The sequence below is a fragment of the Marinobacterium sp. xm-m-383 genome, from assembly GCF_013283255.1.
Classification (GTDB): Bacteria; Pseudomonadota; Gammaproteobacteria; order Pseudomonadales; family Balneatricaceae; genus Marinobacterium_E.
In genome coordinates this window covers 453,577-474,474 of the sequence record NZ_WBYT01000001.1, presented here as the reverse complement: position 1 = coordinate 474,474, position 20,898 = coordinate 453,577, and the positions used below count along the sequence as shown (strand labels likewise).

The following is a 20,898-nucleotide window of genomic DNA, read 5'->3' as shown; positions in this document are numbered from 1 at the left end:
TTAGCAGAGAGACAGACTTAACGATTAGGATTTTTATATGACAAAGATAGCGGTTGCAGGCCTAGGTTATGTGGGCATGTCCAACGCCGTTCTTTTGGCTCAACATAATGAAGTGACAGCCATAGATCTTGATGAGAATAGGGTAGCACTGGTCAATGACCGTAAAGCGCCTATTGAAGATACTGAACTTGAACTCTATTTAGCCGAAAAAGCATTAAATCTGGTTGCAACAACGGATCCGGAAACGGCGTATGCAGGTGCTGAATACGTCATTGTCGCGACACCCACCGATTACGATCCGGTGACTAACTTCTTCAACACTCGTTCAGTTGAAGCGGTGATTTCAGATGTTATTCGCATTAACCCGGAAGCGACGATCGTCATTAAATCGACCATACCTGTCGGATACACTCGTAATCTGCGTGAAGAGTTCAATTCACCCAATATTATCTTTTCGCCAGAGTTCTTACGTGAAGGTAAGGCGCTGTACGACAACCTATACCCATCACGTATCGTGGTAGGTGAGCGGTCTGAGCGTGCAGAGAAGTTTGCTGCAATGCTCGTTGAGGGGGCTCTTAAAGAGGATATCGACACACTATTCACCGGTAGTACCGAAGCTGAGGCGATCAAACTCTTTGCCAATACCTACCTTGCAATGCGTGTGGCCTATTTCAATGAGTTGGACACCTACGCGCTGTCACACGGCTTGGATACGCGACAGATCATAGAAGGGGTAGGGTTAGACCCGCGTATCGGCACTCACTACAACAACCCAAGCTTTGGTTACGGTGGTTACTGCCTGCCAAAAGATACCAAGCAGCTACTGGCTAACTACAATGACGTACCCAGTAACTTAATCGGTGCGATTGTTCAGTCCAACACCACCCGTAAAGATTTTATTGCGGACTCTATTCTTAAGCGCAATCCAAAGATTGTCGGGCTCTACCGTCTTGTCATGAAGTCTGGATCGGATAACTTCCGCGCCTCTGCTATTCAGGGGGTGATGAAGCGCCTGAAGGCAAAAGGCATTGTGGTCGTTGTTTATGAGCCAGTGCTTGAAGAGGATCTATTCTTCAACTCCATCGTTTACAAAGACTTGGATGCATTCAAAGCCGATGCGGATGTGATCGTCTGTAACCGGATGGATGAAGAGTTAGAAGACGTTCTTGATAAAGTCTTTACCCGCGATATATTCAATAGCGACAGTTAGTTTTTAACTAATAAAAAAGGTGGCCAGCTAAATAGCTCGCCACCTTTTTTGTTGTTACTGGACCGGTAAAAGAGTGGCCCTATTTAAATATTCTTTAAGCTTACTTTGATGGCTCTTGCAAAGAGTCGAAAAGGACCAAGCTTCTCGTTCGCCAGCTCTAACCCCCAAAGTTGTCGTTCAAACTCATCGAGTGATTGATTTTTAAACACCGATTGAGGCGTAAACAGACCCTGGGAAATTGGAAGCTCTGTTAGGGGGCGCTCATCTTCGATGGACTCATACTCGCTTCCAAATAGCTTTAGATCCCCATCGATCACCCCTAAAAGCTCAGGCCAGCGTTTTACCCAACCAATATTTGATGTGAAGTTAAGTTTGGTAAACCAGAGCGGGTGTAGACGAGATCCTCGGTTTGAGAGCTGATCTTCTCTATTTAATACCCCCGATTTTTGAGTAATCAATGCCAGTGGCAATGCGACGGGTGCTGATAAGATCATAAGCATAGATGCCACTAATCGTTCGCTGGTATTCGTTTTAACCAATGAGCTGCTGGGTATGATCGGACTAATTAATGCAGGATCTGCAATCTGTATAACACTCTGGTGTTTCAAGTCGACCAGTAAACTGCCCATCGCAATTGAGTCCGTTAAACTGACGTCCTGTCCAACATAAGTACCTGGAAATACAATAGCTCGATTCAGTTGAGCGCCTTTATCGACCATAGAGCCTGCCTCAACCGCCGTTTGAGACAAGGTTGCGTTCTGATCAATCATTACATCTCTGCCGATGTAGAGAGGTCCTTCAATTGAGTCTGAGCGACTTGAACTGAAGGTCGGTGTCGCTAGCCATTTGTCATCGTCTGCACGCAACCCCCTAGGAACTAGGCCATAGTGATCGCCGTTTAGCAGAGCAAAATAGGCTTTTACGTATGCATCCAGTGACGCGAGTGAGTTGGAATCACGCTGTTTATCTTCACTTCGATTCCACTCTAGGGTGTTTAGCTGTTCAACCGATTCAGAGTCCAGCGTTAATAGATTACTAATCGCTCCCTGTTCTGTTTTGACGGGCAAAACATCGGCTCGTGCAGCAATCATCTTACCTGTCATTGAAAAGTGCATCCTACTCCAAAAAGCGAGAGGCGGCTCTTCACCGGTTGATAAATGGTAGTTAAGTTTTAGCCCCCAATGATCACCATTGGGTACCGCTTTTTTAATCAGATCAGCGAACTGATTGATCACAATATCTACCTCTTTAACACCCATATCACAGAGCTGCTCAAGCCAGAACTCTAGGGGTGTTTTACCAGCAATGGGTAGCAAACAGATAGGGTAGCGATCATTGAGAGGAGTTAGCTCTTTCCCTTTTCGATCAGCGAAAAGAATGGCACGTTCAATGGTCATTAGTAGGCTCCTTTACCGCTAACTACAGCAGGTATGGTTTTAGCGATCAGCTTTACATCATTCATTGCTGATTGCTGGTTTACATAGGCAGTGTCCAACAGAACCTGCTTATCAAAGGGGAGGTCTGATCGACCTGAGATTTGCCACAGACCTGTTAAACCAGGCATAGCTTCTAAACGAGCGCGGGCTAGCACCGGGTACTGAGCGACTTCAGCTTCTAGAGCGGGTCTCGGGCCAACCAGCGACATATCACCGATCAACACGTTATAGAGTTGTGGTAGCTCATCAATACTGAGTCGACGGATGATGCGACCTATCGGTGTAATGCGAGGGTCTTTTTTCATTTTGAAAATGACGCCGTCAGATGATTCATTCTGTTCCATTAGTGCCGCTTTACGTGCGTCGGCATCGATATACATTGAACGGAACTTCCACATTCTGAACAGCTTGCCTCGGTGTCCTACCCGGACTTGAGAGTAAAAGAGAGGTCCAGGCGAAGTGACTTTTATCCCTACAGCAACGGGAATTAACAGCGGTAATAGCAATAGCAGCCCCAAACCGGCGCCTAATAAGTCAATAGATCGTTTTAAAATGCTTTGCATTTTGCATCGCAATAGCCACAGAGATGACTTGGTTCGTATTGATAGGCGCTTAATGCGGGTTGACCATCCCCACTGTCTTAAAATCGTATTGATACGTGAGTTTCGTTTCTCGTCACTGTTAGGGATTTGATAAAGCGTTCCTACGAAGGTTTTAAAAAATCGCATTGGAGAGAAGAGGACGCTGTGTCTTAGGCGAGATAAGTTAAAGCCCTCACTCACCTCAAAAATAGCATCAAACAGTGGATGCCCCAAAGTGACCAACAGAGGTACTTCACACTTTGATTTTACTCGAGACATTAAACGCTCTTGAAGGGGAGTCTCGAGAGCGAATAGTACCGAGCTTGGGTTTTTCTCTTTGATCTTATCTAAAAACCATTGTGTGCTTTTATCGTATTGTGTATCGCAAATAGTGATCTGGAGATTTAGGTTAGGGTAAAGTTTAGTAATCTCGAGCTCTGTTTTATGCGCGGCTTTTTTATTGTCTGTGAACAAAATGACCGGTTTTTCAAACGCTTCAAGTGATAGCAGTAGCTCTCGATAGAGTGATGAGCTGTTTGCTGACGGCATTTGTCCACGATTAATCAGGTTCATCGATACATTGATACCACGCCCGCGAGGGATGAGCAGATCGACAGATGAAAATGCCTGCTTGAGATCTGCCTGCTCATTCGCCATTGAAAGCCCTGCAGCGTCAATGAAAGAGACTGTTTGACTGCCACTGCTTTGGCGAAGTGAGAGTTCAATGTACTGACGAAAATCTGATTCATTGATTGGAGTGATTGATTCTAATATCTGCATATCATGCACCAACCTTTGCGTTTGAAATTTTCGATGCCTTATCAATCAATTCGGCCTCTTCATCCGTTGTGAAGCTTAAATTTGATTGAATTAGAACGGCGATAGCCGATGGATCAACTTTGGCGGTTCCATTGGAAACTGCCTTAGCGGCCTCAGAATCCCAGCAACAGTGACAAAGATCTTTGCTTGTTTCGTAGTGGTTTGATCGGTTAATACCTAGCACTCGTGTCACATACATGCCGTACAGAATGTACTCAGACACAGTCAAAGAGCGTGCAATCGCTCTTGTCCAGTGAGTACCGGTTTCTCTGCTAATGTCCCTTAACATAGCCATCAACGTCTCTCGATCCCATGTGATCAACTGTCCAACGTAATCAGAACCCGCATAAGCTGTGTCGCAGCCGAGCAATTCTCCAGCTTTCGCATGCCATTTAAGGTGAACACCGTAGTCCATATCCCCTGGAATAGAGTGCAGACGTGTGCGTCCTGACTGTTCAATTAAAGAGAGGTCAAGCGGGCGTATGAACTGTAGATCTGAGTCCACAAACATTAAGGTTTTAGCCTTAGTGGAGAAGCCTGCGCTTAGTTTTGTAATCTGTTGCATGACCCAACCGCGTGTTGGAAAACCCCAAGCCCCCAACCACCACTTGTTCGAAAATGGGAGTTGAATAAATGAGTCTGGTACGACAGATTCAACACTGACTACTCTGCGTCGCTCGTTTACGAGCGTTAAAAACTTTTTGAGATCACGTTTAGGAACAATCAAGACATGTTCGTAGATTGAATCAACGAATCTATCCACCGATTCGCACAATCGTTTACAACGATCTAAGTCCGGACCATACGAACAGGTGATTAGCGCCAGTTGATCAGATTGAGAGTTTGAACTCATTACTCACTCCAGTATGCATTTACTGGTGATTAGCATTAATCGTGCCAACTTATATTCATTTATATGAATACATTGGCACGAAATATGCTGTAGAGGTTCAATCGATCAATGTTTGGGTTTACGACTGATGATTTCTCGACTTAAGCACTTTCTAAATAAGGATGCTTTTTTAAAAAATATAATGGTGCTGGCCAGTGGCACGGCGCTGTCTAATGCTTTAACGCTTCTATTTTCATTGGTCATTACACGACTGTATGGTCCTGAACAGTATGGTTATTTAGGTGTTTTCACCTCGTCAATTTATATGTTTGCCCCTGCCATTGCTCTGACCTTACCTATGTCTATCGTACTGGCGAAAAGCGATGCCGAGGCTTGGAAATTGGCTAAGCTATCGCTGTTTATAAGCTTATCTCTATCGACCACTTTACTCATAAGTTTGCTGATCTTTGAAAAAGAGGTCCTGACATTAATAAATGCCGAGTCCCTTATTGGTTTGGGTTGGCTACTACCTGTGGCTATTTTTATTGCTGCGATATTCCAGGTTAATGAACAGTGGCAGATTAGAACTAAGAAGTTCTCCAACCTGGCAAAATCACTCAACATTAGGGCGCTGTTTATTGGAGTGAGTCAAACCTTGATGGGTTTGATTAAAGCCACCGGTGGATGGTTAGTCCTGTTTTATACCCTGGGTATGATGATTCAAAACCTCTATCTAGCGAAGCGATCTGGTCTATCCACTGAGTATGTCACTAAAGATTCCTATCGTGATTTGCTCAAACGCTATTACGATTTTCCAATCTATCGCGCACCACAGGTGCTATTAAACTCAGTCTCGTTGGCTGCGCCTACGTTGATGTTTGCCTGGGCGTTCGGATCAGCTGCTGCAGGTTATTACACCATCGCCTTCGCGCTGTTGACTGTACCTGCAACCTTGTTGGGGAAAAGTGTAGGGGACGTCTTCTACAAAGAGGTTGTTGATAGGGTAGAGCAAAAACAGACTATCACCGCACTTCTTAATAGAACGACGAGAAATTTAGTCTTATTGGGCATATTTCCTTTTGGTTTCATCGCTCTACTTGGGCCTAGCATTTTCGCTCTGCTTTACGGCGAAGAGTGGAAAACGTCGGGAGAATTTGCACAATGGATTGCCCTGTGGTTATTGATGATGCTGGCCTCAAGGCCTGCCATTGCATCAGTCCCCGTTCTAGGTCTGCAGGCTCATCTGCTTGCTCATGAAATCGTTTCACTCTCTGTTCGGGTGTTAGCCATCTACCTTGGCGTGCTAGCACAAAGCCCACTTCAATCGATCATCTATTTAAGCATTGCTAACGGTTTTCTCTACGGGACTTTAATCCTGTTTGTCTACCAAAAATCCAAACGCTGTAGTGATTTAACAGGAACCCAATGATGAAAATTCTGCTATTTAATTCTGTCTTCTTTCCTACCAAGCTAGGAGGTGCTGAACAGTCAGTTTATAACCTAGCGGATGGTCTGGTCTCCATGGGTTATGAGGTGGCAGTAGCCAGTATCGTGAAAGATCCCAGCTTGGTTGGTTCTCGGCGTTTAGAAAATGGCGTAAAAGCCTTCTACTTCCCAGATAGAAACATCTACTGGCCTTTCGTAACGCTAGAAACACCCAACAAAGTTAAACGTGTTGCTCAGAAGCTTGCACAACGTCTTCTGGATCTTAGTAATTTTCGTTATCGAAAAGATATTTTATCCGTCATTGATCAGTTTCAGCCAGACATTGTGCATACCAACAATCTTAAAGGAATCAGTGTATTGGTTTGGAAGATTGCTAAGCAACGAGGCTGCAAGGTCGTTCATACCTTGCGGGATTACTATATACAGTGTCATCGAGAGTCGAGAAGAAAAAATGAGATAAATTGCGAAGCAATTTGCAAGGAGTGTAGATGCTATTCGACGCCAAAAAGGTGGGGTTCTGAGCGAGTCGATGGCATCGTAGGGATTAGCAATTTCATCTTAAATAGCCACACCGAAGACGGTTACTTTAAGAAGAGTCATCAGCGAGTTATCTATAACAGCATCTCCCCTAATGACAATTTTGAAGAACAGTCACAGACTCCTCGGTCGAGTGAGGCGAAAGTCTTTGGTTACATTGGTCGTTTGGAGTACGACAAGGGTGTAATGCAGTTGGTTGATCGCGTGAAACAACTGCCTGAAGGGAGTGATTACCGCTTCGTTTTTGCCGGAACTGGTGAGAAAAGGATTGAGTCACAACTGGAGAGTGATCCAGCCATTGATTATAGAGGATTTACAAAACCTGCTGATTTCTTTGCAGAGATCGATGTGCTGATTGTTCCCTCCTTATGGTATGAGCCTATGGGGCGCGTTGTCATTGAAGCCTATGCCCATGGCATACCGGTAATGGTTCATGGTGCTGGTGGATTGCTCGAGCTCGTCAGGCAGGGAGAGACAGGTCTTGTCATAGATATTAACAGCCAATCAGAGTTTGAATCAGCACTGCAAACCTTTGGTCAGTTGGATTACGAAACACTCTCTAGGCACTGTTTAGAACAAGCAAAAAATTACTCTAACCGAGAAATGCTCTCTAAATACAGTGAACTCTATCAGGCTATTTGATTTGCACTTTGCAAAACTGGCAAGGTTTTTGCTTATTGCTATCTGAGAATTAATGATTAGGTAGCAGTGTGCAGGATAAAACCCGAGAGAGTAGTGAAGTATTTGCTGATTTTACGATCAGTCGAATTCCTCATAAAACTCTCTCTAGTCTCAGTGTTGAACAACTCAACGACGTCAGGTCGGCACTGGTCGCTCAGTCCACCGAAACACGACACAGTCTAGATATCCGCATTCGACTCCCGCTTTTTTTTAGAGCCTACTATCTCGTTCTGTTTGCAGGTCGTGATCGAAGACGTAAAACACACAATTTAGAGTTGAACCGGATCGAGCGTTTGCCCATTGGTTTACGACGAACTGTCTACCTGCTGGTGTCTGGCAGTTTAATGATGACCGCTCTTATTGTATTGGCTGCAGCTTTCTATCTAATCAAAAGCTTTGCTGGTATCGATTTGATGCCCAATTCTCATCTTAGTGATTATCTGCCTTTTGATCTGTTTCAGGAGGCTAAGGACCTGTTAGGTCTCAAAGGAACGTCAAATGAAAAGTGATCTACTGAAGCTTTTGTTACCGATAACAACGCTGTTTTTAGCGGGTTGTTCTGGTTTTGAACGAACCATCGATGTACCAGAGAGAACACTGTTAACGTCGATTGACGAATACAACACTTCATTGAATAAACGCTCACTGCATATTTTTGATCCACTCAATATTGAGCCGCGGGTTAATCAACTTCAGCTTGAGAGAAGAGCTGACCAATTTACCCTGATTGCTGACTGGACAACCCTAAAGGGTAAAGAGTATCGAGGTGTGCCCAGTACAGATTATGCCGAAGAGGTCGTGCGTCGTTTTCTGGTAACGGCACCCAAGACAAACCTTGAAAGCCGTTTGCTAGCTGCCAATGACCTGGCGCAATTCTCCTCGGACTTCAGCTTTAAGCCACTATCTAAGCTCGATCCTTATCAATTAGATAGTGAGCAATTTCAGTTCGTCGCTGAGGATTTGATCTCTCTGCTAAACGCTTTACATCAACAGTCTGCACAGGTGAGGGGTTTTCAAACGATAGTGATTCTGACGGATTGGAGTGTCGTTGATGAAAATTTAGTCAATGCCATTAATCGATTGCGTCAGGCATATCGCTACCCAGAAGGCCACCTTATTCAATCAAAAACGCCTAAATGGATGTCGCCAAAAGAGTTAAAAGGTAGCTGTATCTATTTGATTGGAATCAGTAACTCTTTATCAAGATCGCTTATAGATCAGATCGGAGACTGTGGTTTTTCAAGTGCTGCAGACAAAATAATGCCGCCTGAACAAATGGCGCATTTTGTTGAGAGAGTACTTTATAAAGGACCTAAAGATAGTGATGGCGATGGTGTTTTTGATTACAAAGATCAGTGTCCAAGCACCGCTTTAAATGCGCTGGTCAACTTTAACGGTTGCGAGAAGTTTGCTGATGAGTAAGAGGGTAATGAATATGTTTAACACGAATAGCTCTGTTCTGAGCGCTCTCTGTCTGTTAATGGCATTCACGGTCAATAACGCGTCGGCCAATTCACTGCCCGAGCGTCAGCAGCGTCAAGCAGCGATTAATGCGGCTCCAACCGGTCAGGACTTACCCTTAGAGGAGGTCCCTTTGGGGGTTGTGAAAAGCTTAATCATCGATGAGTTACAAGAGCCTTCTGAGATAGAGAAAAAGATTGCAGAGACGCTGAAGCCGGTTGAGTTAACGGAGAAAAGCCGCGATTTGAAAACTCAGCCTTCGCTTGAGCAATTTGGCTATGACATGTTCACTACGCTTGCCACAACCTTTGCACCCGTTGCAGGTATTCCTGTTCCTGAAGATTACATCATTGGGCCAGGTGATACCTTTGTGCTGCAGATTTTCAGTGTGACCGATTTGGAGTATCGACTTGTCGTCACTCGTGAGGGTCAAATCCTGGTTCCAGAAATTGGCGCCATTCAAGTTGCGGGTCTCAATTTTTCAGACGCTAAACTGTTAATCAAAGAGTCCATTGATCGCGTCCGAGTCGGTGTGAAAAGTATCGTAACGCTAGCTGAGCTTCACTCCATTCAGGTTCTAATGGTCGGTGAAGTCAATCAACCAGGCACCTACACGGTGAGTGGTATGAGTTCGCTACTGAATACGTTGATTCAGGCAGGGGGGATTAAACGAACTGGTTCACTACGCTCCATTCAGGTAAAGCGTCAGGGCCGGGTTGTTGCAGATTTTGATCTCTATGATCTGCTTCTACGGGGTGATGACAGCGGAAATGCGTATCTGCGCCAAGGCGACATCATCTTTATCAAACCTATCGGAATGACGGCAGGTATTGCGGGAGAAGTGCATCGACCAGCAATCTATGAAATCGAGGAAGAGCAGAGCGTTACTGACTTGCTCAAACTGGCTGGTGGACTGTTGCCGACGGCTGCCAAAAGCACCGTTATGATAGAACGTATAGGTTCAAGCGAGTCCTATGAGTTGATCTCTGCCGATATGACGAAGCAGGGTGGGGATATTCGTCTGATCAATGGCGATCTGGTTAAGGTGCTACCAGTGATAGATCGTGTTGAAAATGTTGTGTTGCTTGATGGTCATCTGCTTAAACCCGGTGCAATGCAGTGGCGAAGCGGTATTAAAGTCACTGATCTGATTAAGGATGTTGCCACTCTTAAACAGGGCGCTGACTTATCAACCGCACTGGTAGAGAGAGAAAATCCTGTTAGCAAGAGAACAGAGGTACTCTATTTTAATTTAGGTAATGCACTCTCTAACCCATTTTCAGAAGATAATTTGACTTTGCAGGCGCGAGATCGAATTGTCGTTTTCAATACGCACGATCAGCGTGCAGATCAACTCAATAATCTGGTTAAGAGAATGGAGCGCGAGGCGTCTGCATCAGAGCTTTCACCTCTGGTTCGGATCAAAGGGTTCGTTCGTCATGGCGGCACCTATCCAATCGCCAATGAGATGCGCTTAACCGATTTGATTGAGTATGCTGGTGGCTTCCAGGTAGGTAGTGATCGCTCCTATGTAATTTTGTCGCGCACCGATGCTGACAGCTTAAAGGTGGATGTGACAGCGTTGGATTTAACAGAGAATCGCTATAACCCTAAATTGAAAGCAGGGGATGAACTCTTCTTGTTTGGCCGAGACAGTAAACGATCTGAGATTTTAAAAGGTCTACTTGAGAAGCTTCGCCAGCAAGCTTCGATCAATACTCCTACACAAGTGGTTAAAGTGAGCGGATCAGTACGTTCTCCTGGCCTCTATCCCCTAGTGGCTGGAATGCGTATTGAGGATCTTGTGGTTGCTGCAGGTGGCCTAAAAGAGCAAGCATTCAACTCAGAGGCAACGCTAGCCCGTCGCTCAATTATCAAAGGCGATTATTCGCGCATAGATCAATACGATGTCTCTTTAATTCAAAGAGAAGGTATAAGCGAAGATTTAACCACTGTGTTGATACCCTCGGATCATCTGGTCATCAGACAAAAACCTGAATGGATCAGTAACCGTAAAGAGGTGACCATCGAAGGTGAAGTTCTATTCCCGGGCACATACACCGTTGATAAGCGTGAAACACTCTGTGGATTATTGCAGAGAGCCGGTGGCTTTACAGAGGACGCTTATCTCTTCGGTACGGTATTTACGCGTGAATCTGTCCGTCTTCGTGAACAACAGGCACTTGATCGCATGATGGGCGAGCTTGATGATCTGTTAGCGGATGTACATCTTTCACCAGGTTACCAAAAACAGGATAAACAGCCCGAAAACAACGGCGCAGAGGAAACTTTGAAAATCATCAAGCAACTGGCTCCTAAGCGTGCAGTAGGACGTATGGTGGTTGATATGGAGGCCGCTGTTAAAAACTGCTCAGAGCTGTCTGATGTGGTTCTAGAGTCTGGAGATCGCATTAGGGTTCCAAAATACCAAGATGAGGTCTCTGTCGTCGGTCAGGTCTATTTTCCAACGTCACACAAATATCGAAAAGATAGAGCCTCATTGGACTACATCAATCTAAGCGGTGGTATGAAAGAGTTAGCGCAGCATGAGCATGCTTTTGTGGTACAAGCTAATGGAGAGGTGATGAGTGTTCGTTCTAAAGCATCGAGTTGGGGCTGGTTAGGTAGCGCTTCAAACGTCAAAGTGACTCCAGGGTCTACTATCTATGTGCCGTTGAGTGTCGATCGAATCAATGGTCGAGAGTTCACACAATCTTGGGTCGATCTGTTCTATAAATTGACCTTATCAGCCTCAAGCGTCAGTTATCTTTTTAAGGGTAATTAATTATGAAGAACACAAATGAACCACCTATTCATATCGATCAACAGGTGGATCTTTTAGAGTATTTAGACGCTGTACTCCGCTCGAAATATCGTCTGTTGATCGCGGCCATTTTTTCAGCAGCTGCTGTCTTTGGTTTATCAAAGTTTGTGGATGATAAGTTTACCGCATCAGGAATCGCGGCTGTGAATATCAATGAAAATCCAGGTGGCGTAGCCCCAGAAAGTTATCGAGGTAGCGATGCCTTAGGATTATTAGAGCACGACTTCATTATTGATGTTGCACCTAGTAATGAACTTGATCGCTTGTTAGCTAAGTTAAATAGCTTTGAGTTTACAAAGTATTTTATTGATAAGCGCGGACTGCTGCCGATGTTGTTTCCCAACGAATGGAATGCAGAATCTGCCTCATTTCGTGAGGGGTTTGTTCCAGATTATCGAGTTGCCACTAAGATTTTTAGGGAAGAGCACGTTGGCCACTCTCATGATGAAAAAAGTGGTCTCTTGACCGTTTATGCGACCACTCACTCATCCGATTATTCTGCAGAGATTGTTAATCACTACCTTGCTGATTTTAATGCGTTTATTAAACAGCGCTCTGTAGAGACAATGAATTCTCGTCGTGACTATTTAGAACGCCGTCTGAGTGAGGTAAATAATATCGAAGTGCAACGTTCTATTTATCGTTTATTAGAAGCACAGTTGGGTGTCGAATCGATGATCCATGCTCGAGAGAATTATCCTTTTGAGATGATACAGCCTGCTAATCCACCGCTTTACAAGTCATACCCGAGCCGAAAAAAGTGGACCGTATTAGCTTTTGTAGGGGTGCTATTTTTAGGCCTCTTCTTTGTAATTGGGCTCGTCATTCTAAGAAAAATGAACGCTGCACTTTCTGAATACAAAGCCCGAGTTGGAAAGGTTCAAGCAAAGCCCATTTCTGGTGATGAGGTTACATCTCAGACTTTTGAAGAGTGGATTGATAAATAGAGACTCTCTATGCATTCGCCAGTTTCTATAGTGTCTATCTGTGATTCTGATACTCGAGTCTATAGATGACACTCAGGGCAATGATTATTGATGCATGGGCTAGACCATGGATATAAATATAGTGCACGGACAGTAAAGAGTTGAAAATATCGGTAATTAGTTTCGCAATGGATGCAACAAAAAATATGTTAGCTTTCCCCGTATGCTGAATAATTAACCAGTTGGTAGTCACTGCTTTCTTGAGTGTATAGATCATCAGTGCCACATAGAGCAAAGCACCCGTTATGCCAAATTTAAATGCCACACCTATTAAACCGAGATCTGAGCTGTAGAACTTATACCAAAAGATCTCTTGCTCTGTGATTGTCGCTGCACTTTGTTGACCAAATCCAAAAAATGGATGGTCCATCACAGTGTTAAGAGCAATCATGTAGGAGCGATAGCGAACACCATCATCGGCCCCTTCCATAACGGCAAAATATTGTTGAATGGCCAGTGTATAAAGCGGAATGATTAGAGCCATACCCAGGAAAAGCAATCCCATGCGTGGCTTTCTTGCAAACCATAGGTGATAGAGAAGAACACCCAGAATCATCATTGCCGTTGGTGCTCTTGCTTGAATAATGGACCATATCCAAACGGAAACACAAAATGTGATGCCCCAACCCAATTTTGCTCTTAAGCTTTCGGAAGTCACCATTAGATAGGCTGAAATTATGGTCGTTAGAAATAGAGCTACCTGTGGCGCTTTTAATCGATATCCTCGATGCTCGTCATGCGTTGTCATCCCTTTTATAGTTGGGTCAGAGGAGTTGTAGGCAGCTTCAAGATCGATACGGAAATAGTGAAATACATAACTAAAAACAATGGCAGCAAACACCAACAGAACGACTCTATTAATGTCCTCAACTTTGTAACCAATTCGGTACAAGAAGTAGAGAGTAGGGGCAATAAACACAATCAGAAATTCACGTGATGCCATCATGCTGGGTAGCATTGACACACCAGCATTCACAGAGAATTGATAGGCCGGTAGCACAAAGGTGTAAGCCACAAATAGCAGGGTGGTGAACACCCAAAAACTCCATCGAAGGTTTTGCTCTTTAACGTTCAGTGCTGCAACCAGTGCAGAGTAGCCAAATAGAATAAAGGTTAGGAGAAAACCGACCTCCTGTAATCTATTGGCCATAAAGTAATAGGCACCCTTAAACGCTGTATAGAAGATGACAGCCAGTGCAAAGGTGATAAGGGCTCGAGTCGAGATGAACACAGGGTCGATTAAGCCGATAGCAGATTGATTTCGTTGACCATGAAACCTAGAACCCTATCCCAGGTGTACTTTTCACGTACCCGCTCACGACTCTTTTGTTCCAGTGTCTCCCATAGCCTTTGATCATGCAGCAAGCGATCAATTGAGTTCGCCATATCTGCAGCGGTATCGTCTATGCATAGGTGGGTTAAGTGGTCCGCATCTATGCCTTCGGCACCCACCGATGTGGTTGATATGGGAAGTCCTCTGCACATTGAGTTGAGCACTTTGACTTTAATGCCTGAACCAAATGTGAGTGGTGCAACAAACACACGAGAGCGTTTGAACAGTGGCTCTAGGTCATCAACAAAGCCTAGCAAGTGAATGTCTTGGATCTGTGCAACTCTGTCGACAAGACGTTGTGCAGGATTACCACCTGCGATGTCTAGAATCAGGTTAGGATTGTTGGCCTTTATCTCCGGCCACACTTGTTCAATAAACCAGAGTAAGCCATCAACATTGGCTTCCCAACTGAGTGTGCCTACATAGAGAAGTCGCTTCTCTGTCTCTTCAAATCTGATGCTAGGGAGAGCAAGTTGAGTATCATCCCCAAGGTGGTATGTCTCTCTTGCTAGAGAGGTGTCTGCTCCGATTTTGGAGAGATTGTCTATATCGTTGGGAGAAGCAAAAAATAGATCAGAGCGACGACAGACATCAGATTCAAACTTTGCAACGCGTTTGGCTTCGCAATTTGCGATGGTACGCATAACCCAATTATTACCCTCTTTGCCATAACGATCCCACATTAGGTAGGTGGCGTTATGAGCATGAAATATTACTTTGCCTGTAAAATGGTTGGGTATGTATTGAGCTGCTTCGTAGTGATCTACCAATATGATTTCGTAATCGTTCGCGATCTCTGCAATACGCTCTTTCAGTTTTTTTGAGCCTGACCTTAAGACATTAAGAGGGATCGATTTCAGATAGCTCTTAACCAAGTTTTTAGGTGAACGTGGTTCTTCAACCCTTTCAAAGAGTAACTCCTCTAGATCTATCAACTGCGAAAATTCAGTTACATGTTCACTCCCATATTTAAGTGGGCAGGCCAGGGCAACAGAGTAGTGGTTGGTTAGGTACTTCAGCATATTCCAACTCTTGACTCGCCCACCGCTATTAGCGGGGTAGGGAAGCTCTATGCTGATCATTAACAGTGTCTGTTTACTCATAATATTTCTCAAGTTGGCCTGTAAATTGCTTATCACTTGGCAAGTAATGGGTTTGCACCCAGCTAGTTAAAGCAATTTGTGTGCCACATAGAGAGGAATTAGATGAGAGCTCTGTCGAAAATTTTATTCATCTTAGGATATCTATCTGTTATCGGACCACCTCGAGCGTCTAATCTACAGACTATGGAAAAAGCGGAGGCTGGTGAGTTGAAGAATCAGCCATTGGTCGTTGTGCTGATTGTTGAATACTTAATGAGATCGGTGATGCTGTTGCTTATCTTTTTTGGCATCGAATTCGTTGTAGGGAAGGCAATTTATGAAACCTACTATCTGGATTACCTTGGCTTACTGATGCTCAGTGTTGGCGCGTTCCACACATTCAGTTATTACCTCTGCTTTGCCCTAATAAACCCTTCTAAGAAGATAGTTCGATTCAGACTCTATCGACTGCTAAGAAATCTAGCCTACTCTTGGTTGCCCGGAGTTGGGATTGCCGCAGTGATCTTTTTGGTAGAGTTTTTACAAGAGAAAGACCCTTTTACCCATTTTGAAATGGTGGTGAACGTTTATCTTATCTCAACTGCACTGGTGTTATTGATCGCTATGATTGAGTGGGCGCTAGTGAAACGTCATCCACTGGGCTTGGATGTTGAATAATAGTGAATTGATCAGATACGCAAGCGTATTCAAACTGTTGCAGATGAACTGAATCAAGGTTTTTAAGCGTCAAGCTGTGACCGCTTATATTGATCTGCTTTTGCACCAGTTGTAGCAGGGCGATGAATGAACCATCCAGCCGAGATAGGCCTTTGAGATCGATTACCCGAACTCTCTCCTCTTCAATTAACTCAATTAATGCACTTCTAAGATTTGATAAGTTTCTGTGAAGTGCATCACCCGATATTTGTAGGGTGTTTGAGTCGTTTAGATAACTAAACTCCAAAGGTATCTGCGGTAGCTGAGACTGCTTCTGCATTAGATCTTTATAGGGACGTATTTTGGTGAGGTATTGCCAAATAAATGCACGACCATCATGCCAATACCGCTTAAATAGACTCGTCTCTTCCCATATACGCCATAACCACTCTAAACCGCTGCGTTGAATCCAAAGAGGGGCCCTGTTTACTGTTCCTGCAACAAAATTGATGACCGCACCGAGATGTGAAATGACCGGAACATCAAGATCGTGGCGGTTTAGTTCGATCCATTGCTGGCCTCGTTTTGCCCCTAACGCAACAATTAATAGATCCGCATCTGACTGATTGATCTGTTTTATGACCTTGGGGTCGCTCATCTCATCCATGGATCCAAAGCCGGGGCTGTAAAAACCAACGACTTCCATGCTGCTGTTGTCTAATGCGATCTTTTTGAACGCTTCAGCTGCGGTACCATCGGGGCCACCAAAAAAGACCACTCGGATGGGGCGATCTGGGTTTCGATACTCTTGCCTAACCCTTTCAAACACTGAAGAGCCAGCGACGCGTTCTGGCAAAGGAATCCCTAGAGTTTTTGCAATCCAGATAAGCGGCATGCCATCTGCGACCACCCAATCTGAGTTGATGACTGAATCTCTAAATTGCGAATCATTTTGTGCAGTGATTGCAAAATTTAGGTTCGGTGTAGTGAAGAAGCAGCGCTCCTCTTTTAGCATCGCATCAATCAGATGATCTGTCGTCTCTTGCTCTGTTGTGCAGTCAAACGGCAGGCCCATAACGGTCCATACATTTCGCGTTAGATCACGTGCAATCGCTTCTTCTCGTGTCATGATTTGGCTCTATTAGAATAGTGATAGAGTGACTCGTCGATTCAGTTGACGGCCCTGTTCGGTTCGGTTATTTGCAACGGGTTGGGATTCGCCCATGGAGGCTGTGGCCAGTTTTTCAGCTGGATAGCCAATATCAACCAGTGTTAGTAGGACGGACTCGGATCGATTTAACCCCAGTTGATCATTGTATTGTTCACTTCGATTCCAATCGGTATGCCCATTCAAAATGATTGACGGACGCTGCTCACCCAGTGTCTTAACAAACTCTTTGAGTTTGACCCTTTCGGTTGGCGTCACTTCATGACTGTCGTTGGCGAAGTAGATGATCGGTAGCACAATGTTGACTACTGCTTGAGGCTGTAAAGGCGTGGCGATATTCGGCAACGAGTGCGAAAAATAGATTGTCTCGTTTTCGTTTTGTATCGGTTGTTGGCTGCAACCAGACAGGAGTAAACTGACCAATGACTCCAGCATGAGGCCGTCATATTTTTTCATGATCACTCCTATCCGTTCACAACTGATTTCAACGGGGTCAGTAAACCTAGCCTCTTAAAGACTAAAAAGGGTGCCGCTAAACACTTAACTTTTTGGTCCCGTTTTATTAAACCCGGCATTAACAGGTTGGCTCTGCCGCTAAAGGGCGCACTGAGTACAAACTGCTCAATATCGATCGCATTGCGGTGAATATTAGCCAAAGATTCGTGCGTTAAATGGGTATCACTGTAGTAGACCTTCTCTAGCTCAAGATGCAGATTAGAAATGGCATCTAACCAGTGCTCATAACTCATCATGCAGTTGGGCGTAAGGAGCGAACGACGGACATCTTCTGGAAGTGTGTCCAGGATGTTCATCTGTCCGTTATTGAACCGTTCAATCAACTCAATGGCCGCCTTATAGAAGATAATTGAGGTGATGCGCGACTCAATAAGTGCATTGGGTAGCTTTGATCCCTTTGACTCCGCCAGTGTTAGGACGGCGGAGTCTAGGTGTTCACGAAGGGCTTCGTACATCAGTTAAGCCGCTTTGCTAACTCGCTCAATGGCAGCATTCGGATCTTGATAGATCTCGAATAGCTCTTGCAGGCGTGTAAGTTCCAGCAGTGATTGCACCGCTGGTTGAGGTGACAAGATCACCGCTGAACCACCCAGCTTTTGAATGTTTTTGTAGACAGCAACAAGCACGGCTAAACCACTCGAATCGGTAAAACTCATACCAGCCAAATCGATGACTAGGTTGGTTTTTCCTTCATCGATCATCTCTGTAAGTTGCTGTTTCACGCTGTTCGCATTGGCCATAGTAAGTTTCTCTGGCATGTGAACGACGTTAGCTGAATCGTAAGAACTGACTGTAAAACTCATCGGTAACTCCTAAGTTAATTATGTACCTATATATCCTTAGCAATAGGTGTGCCAACTTAGGGGGTTGTTCCGATTATCGAGGCAGTTTTAGTCTATTTTTAATAAAACTTTTTACATCTGAGGGGAGAGCGTCAATTCTAATATCGGCTTGATCGCGATATGGGGCAATGTGACGTTCGAATCCAGGTCGCACTTGGTCGTTGTATTGACGACGAATGTCGTCTGGTTCACGACCACGTTCAATTTGGTCTCGATCAAAACGGCGTTGGAAACAGATCTCTTGAGGGACATCTAAGTAGATTTTGACATCAAAGGCTGAGACTAAATTCGGTTGTGACAGTAGAAAAAGACCTTCAACCAGGATCACATCGAGTGGTTCAATGATCAGAGTCTCTTGCTGGCGTCTGTGAACGACAAAGTCATAGGTTGGAATTTCAGTTGCTAATCCCTGTTTAAGCTCGTGTAATTTTTCGGCCAGTAGATCAAGCTCTAGCGCTTGAGGCTCATCGTAATTATTGAGCGGGTGGCCAATAGGGTTGTAAAAATTGTCCTGGCTAAACAGCGTGGCCGTTAATCCCTGTGATTGAATGCCCTGCAACAGGGCGTTAGCTACGGTGGTTTTCCCAGATCCTGAAGCACCTGCAACGGCAATCAAAAGAGGTTTCACGTCAATTCCATCGGTTCAAAATGTGCTCAGATTATAGAGAGATCAGTGCTGGAAATGAATAAGCCGCAATAGATGCGGCTTATTTTGAGTGACTTTATTAGCTGTTTTTAAAACGCAGTCGCCATAGGTTTGCATCATTGGCACGCTTACAGCTGATTTGATCGATCCAACTCATCATTATGTGTTGGCCACGCCCTGACTCTGATTCACCTGAATAGGGCTTAGGTGGGCATAGATGAGGAAGCTCAACGGAATATTCTTGAATATTGAACTCAATCCAGCTTTTAGAGGTCGTTGTGATGATCTCTATTGGAAGCTCCGCGTAATCTTCAGGCCAAACAGTATGTTCAACAAAATTGTTCAGTAGTTCAGCTAGCGCGGTTCGTACCTTAGAGAGGATTAGATCATCGGTATTAAGCAGCTTTAAGTGAAGATAGATACGATCCAGTGTATTTTCTACGTCGCTCTCTGTAGGGCGTAAACTGGTCAGAAATGGCTGGACGTTCAACTCTGTCTCTTGGTTGTTTTCCGAGGAGCGTTTAATCAACATGACCGATACATCATCTTCTGGGGTCTCTTGGTTACCCCAATCATAGGCAAATTGCTTAATGATATCTAACTGAGTTGCGGCATCTTTACTGCGTTCACGTTTCAGTATGTTTTCAATCGCATTGCGGCCTATGGCTGAGTTTGTTTCATCAACAATATCAAACAGTCCATCACTACTTAACAGTAATGAAGAACCTGGTAAAAAGGGAAGTGATCGTGTTTCAAAGTCGGCAAACTCAAACATTCCAACTGGAAAGCTGCCGCGGCTTATCTGCATCATATCACCCTGTTCGCTTAACACGCAGGGGTGAGGGTGTCCTGCTTGGCAGTACCTTAGGGTATTGGCGTGTTCATCTATCATGCCAAGGAACATAGTGAAGTAGAGGCCTGAAAAACGCTCACTCGGGAAGCGCTCATTCAATCGACGAACAATTTGATGCAGCGGTGGCAAGACGCTCTGATTGATGTAGTACCCCAGCATCTGCTGAATGGCATTTTGTAGGGTAAAGGAGAGCATTGCCGATGCAACACCGTGACCCATTACGTCGATCTGATAAACGAGCACTTGATTGTTATTGGTGGTAACAAATCCCATCGAATCACCACCAATGCCACGTGCTGTTTTAAAGTGTGTAGCGAGTTCTAGGGTGGGTGATAACCACTGATTGTTTGGCACATACTCCTCTTGAAGATGCGTCGCAAATTGCAACTCTTCCTCATTTTGCTTCTGTGCAGCTTCCAGTGCAGTCACGGTTTCGTTAAGTTGCTCGTTCTGGTCGGTGACACTCTTACGCATGCTTACCAACCGCGAACCTGCAGCCAGCCGTACACGAAGTTCCTCTTTAACAGCGGGTTTACGCAAAAAATCATCCGCGCCTGCATCCATACAGGTGACCAGCTCATTTTGATCATTCTCTGCGGTCAGCATAACGACGTAGGGTGATCCGTATCGATCGTCACTTCTCAGAGTGCGACAGAGTGTTTTGCCATCCATCTCTGGCATCACTTGATCTGAGAGGATCAATTGAAACTGGTCTCTCTCTAACAGTGCGAGTGCCTCTTTACCATCACAGGCTTCAACGACTTCATAGCCTAGGTCTTTTAACATCGCGCCAAGGCGAGCTCGTTCGGTAGGGCTGTCATCAACCATTAGGATTCTATTGATATCAAAATGGTCTTGTTCGCTAATCTTCGCTGATACTGCAATATTCATCTTAAAACTCGGTTTATTTAGTTCGTATTGCAAGAGGGTAAGCACAAACCGTGCCAACAGCTCTGAATCAAATATCTAGACTTTTTGCATTTTGCGA

The 20,898-nt window shown here is 44.7% G+C and carries 19 protein-coding genes and 1 pseudogene; 8 read left to right on the top strand and 12 right to left on the bottom strand.

Annotated features, from left to right (window positions below; all coding sequences use genetic code 11):
* Positions 1 to 37 precede the first annotated feature (37 nt).
* Positions 38 to 1,210: a nucleotide sugar dehydrogenase gene (locus tag XMM383_RS02255; protein WP_173480978.1), complete on the top strand. Its 1,173-nt coding sequence runs from the start codon at positions 38 to 40 to the stop codon at positions 1,208 to 1,210.
* Between the two features lie 83 nt (positions 1,211 to 1,293).
* On the opposite strand, the gene XMM383_RS02250 is transcribed toward XMM383_RS02255, so the two are convergent.
* From XMM383_RS02250 to XMM383_RS02240, 3 genes are read right to left on the bottom strand one after another with little or no spacing between them, the layout of a single operon-like run.
* The gene (locus XMM383_RS02250; RefSeq protein ID WP_173483978.1) at positions 1,294 to 2,607 is read right to left on the bottom strand and encodes a hypothetical protein; all 1,314 of its coding nucleotides are present in this window, start codon (positions 2,605 to 2,607) and stop codon (positions 1,294 to 1,296) included.
* Positions 2,607 to 4,007 (bottom strand): sugar transferase, encoded by a 1,401-nt coding sequence (locus XMM383_RS02245; RefSeq protein WP_173480976.1) that lies wholly within the window; start codon positions 4,005 to 4,007, stop codon positions 2,607 to 2,609. Before XMM383_RS02245 ends, XMM383_RS02250 begins: the two co-directional genes overlap by 1 nt.
* Position 4,008: 1 nt before the next feature.
* Positions 4,009 to 4,899 carry a DUF6492 family protein gene (locus XMM383_RS02240; RefSeq protein WP_173480975.1) on the bottom strand — a complete coding sequence of 297 codons (891 nt, stop codon included), beginning with the start codon at positions 4,897 to 4,899 and terminating at the stop codon, positions 4,009 to 4,011.
* A gap of 127 nt (positions 4,900 to 5,026) precedes the next feature.
* Here XMM383_RS02240 and XMM383_RS02235 point away from each other — a divergent pair, with 127 nt between their 5' ends.
* The 5 genes and pseudogenes from XMM383_RS02235 to XMM383_RS02215 form a co-directional block, all read left to right on the top strand.
* Positions 5,027 to 6,307, top strand: a complete 1,281-nt coding sequence (locus XMM383_RS02235) for a lipopolysaccharide biosynthesis protein (protein WP_173494450.1) — start codon at positions 5,027 to 5,029, stop codon at positions 6,305 to 6,307.
* The gene (locus XMM383_RS02230) at positions 6,304 to 7,503 is read left to right on the top strand and encodes a glycosyltransferase family 4 protein (protein ID WP_173483977.1); all 1,200 of its coding nucleotides are present in this window, start codon (positions 6,304 to 6,306) and stop codon (positions 7,501 to 7,503) included. The genes XMM383_RS02235 and XMM383_RS02230 overlap by 4 nt, the downstream gene beginning before the upstream one ends.
* Before the next feature lie 68 nt (positions 7,504 to 7,571).
* Positions 7,572 to 8,051, top strand: a complete 480-nt coding sequence (locus tag XMM383_RS02225) for a hypothetical protein (protein WP_173494449.1) — start codon at positions 7,572 to 7,574, stop codon at positions 8,049 to 8,051.
* Positions 8,041 to 8,964 carry a hypothetical protein gene (locus XMM383_RS02220; protein ID WP_173480971.1) on the top strand — a complete coding sequence of 308 codons (924 nt, stop codon included), beginning with the start codon at positions 8,041 to 8,043 and terminating at the stop codon, positions 8,962 to 8,964. Before XMM383_RS02225 ends, XMM383_RS02220 begins: the two co-directional genes overlap by 11 nt.
* Positions 8,918 to 11,119 (top strand): annotated as a pseudogene (locus XMM383_RS02215) (SLBB domain-containing protein); the annotation flags it as partial. The gene XMM383_RS02220 and the pseudogene XMM383_RS02215, both read left to right, overlap by 47 nt.
* Before the next feature lie 389 nt (positions 11,120 to 11,508).
* On the opposite strand, the gene XMM383_RS11845 reads toward XMM383_RS02215, so the two are convergent.
* Positions 11,509 to 11,646, bottom strand: coding sequence for a hypothetical protein (locus tag XMM383_RS11845; protein WP_371731440.1), 138 nt, complete (start codon positions 11,644 to 11,646; stop codon positions 11,509 to 11,511).
* A 144-nt stretch (positions 11,647 to 11,790) separates the two neighbouring features.
* On the opposite strand from XMM383_RS11845, the gene XMM383_RS02210 reads away from it, so the two are divergent.
* Positions 11,791 to 12,774 (top strand): hypothetical protein, encoded by a 984-nt coding sequence (locus XMM383_RS02210; protein ID WP_173480969.1) that lies wholly within the window; start codon positions 11,791 to 11,793, stop codon positions 12,772 to 12,774.
* Between the two features lie 34 nt (positions 12,775 to 12,808).
* Here XMM383_RS02210 and XMM383_RS02205 read toward each other — a convergent pair whose 3' ends face one another.
* Positions 12,809 to 14,044, bottom strand: coding sequence for a hypothetical protein (locus tag XMM383_RS02205; RefSeq protein ID WP_173480968.1), 1,236 nt, complete (start codon positions 14,042 to 14,044; stop codon positions 12,809 to 12,811).
* A gap of 8 nt (positions 14,045 to 14,052) precedes the next feature.
* Positions 14,053 to 15,249 carry a glycosyltransferase gene (locus XMM383_RS02200; RefSeq protein WP_173483975.1) on the bottom strand — a complete coding sequence of 399 codons (1,197 nt, stop codon included), beginning with the start codon at positions 15,247 to 15,249 and terminating at the stop codon, positions 14,053 to 14,055.
* A gap of 183 nt (positions 15,250 to 15,432) precedes the next feature.
* On the opposite strand from XMM383_RS02200, the gene XMM383_RS02195 reads away from it, so the two are divergent.
* Positions 15,433 to 15,906, top strand: coding sequence for a hypothetical protein (locus XMM383_RS02195; protein WP_173483974.1), 474 nt, complete (start codon positions 15,433 to 15,435; stop codon positions 15,904 to 15,906).
* Here the strand turns inward: XMM383_RS02195 and XMM383_RS02190 are convergent.
* From XMM383_RS02190 to XMM383_RS02165, 6 genes are all read right to left on the bottom strand, one after another.
* Positions 15,851 to 17,014 carry a WecB/TagA/CpsF family glycosyltransferase gene (locus XMM383_RS02190; protein WP_173480964.1) on the bottom strand — a complete coding sequence of 388 codons (1,164 nt, stop codon included), beginning with the start codon at positions 17,012 to 17,014 and terminating at the stop codon, positions 15,851 to 15,853. The genes XMM383_RS02195 and XMM383_RS02190 overlap by 56 nt on opposite strands.
* 12 nt (positions 17,015 to 17,026) lie before the next feature.
* Positions 17,027 to 17,509 (bottom strand): OmpA family protein, encoded by a 483-nt coding sequence (locus XMM383_RS02185; RefSeq protein ID WP_173494448.1) that lies wholly within the window; start codon positions 17,507 to 17,509, stop codon positions 17,027 to 17,029.
* 8 nt (positions 17,510 to 17,517) lie between these two features.
* Complete coding sequence (locus tag XMM383_RS02180; RefSeq protein ID WP_173494447.1) at positions 17,518 to 18,024, bottom strand: hypothetical protein; 507 nt, start codon at positions 18,022 to 18,024, stop codon at positions 17,518 to 17,520.
* Positions 18,025 to 18,027: 3 nt separating this feature from the next.
* Entirely contained in the window at positions 18,028 to 18,372 is a 345-nt protein-coding gene (locus XMM383_RS02175; RefSeq protein WP_173480961.1) for an STAS domain-containing protein, read from the bottom strand.
* A 73-nt stretch (positions 18,373 to 18,445) separates the two neighbouring features.
* Complete coding sequence (locus tag XMM383_RS02170; protein WP_173494446.1) at positions 18,446 to 19,039, bottom strand: AAA family ATPase; 594 nt, start codon at positions 19,037 to 19,039, stop codon at positions 18,446 to 18,448.
* A 97-nt stretch (positions 19,040 to 19,136) separates the two neighbouring features.
* On the bottom strand, positions 19,137 to 20,801 hold the full coding sequence (locus XMM383_RS02165) for a SpoIIE family protein phosphatase (protein WP_173494445.1): 1,665 nt from the start codon (positions 20,799 to 20,801) through the stop codon (positions 19,137 to 19,139).
* Positions 20,802 to 20,898: the final 97 nt, after the last annotated feature.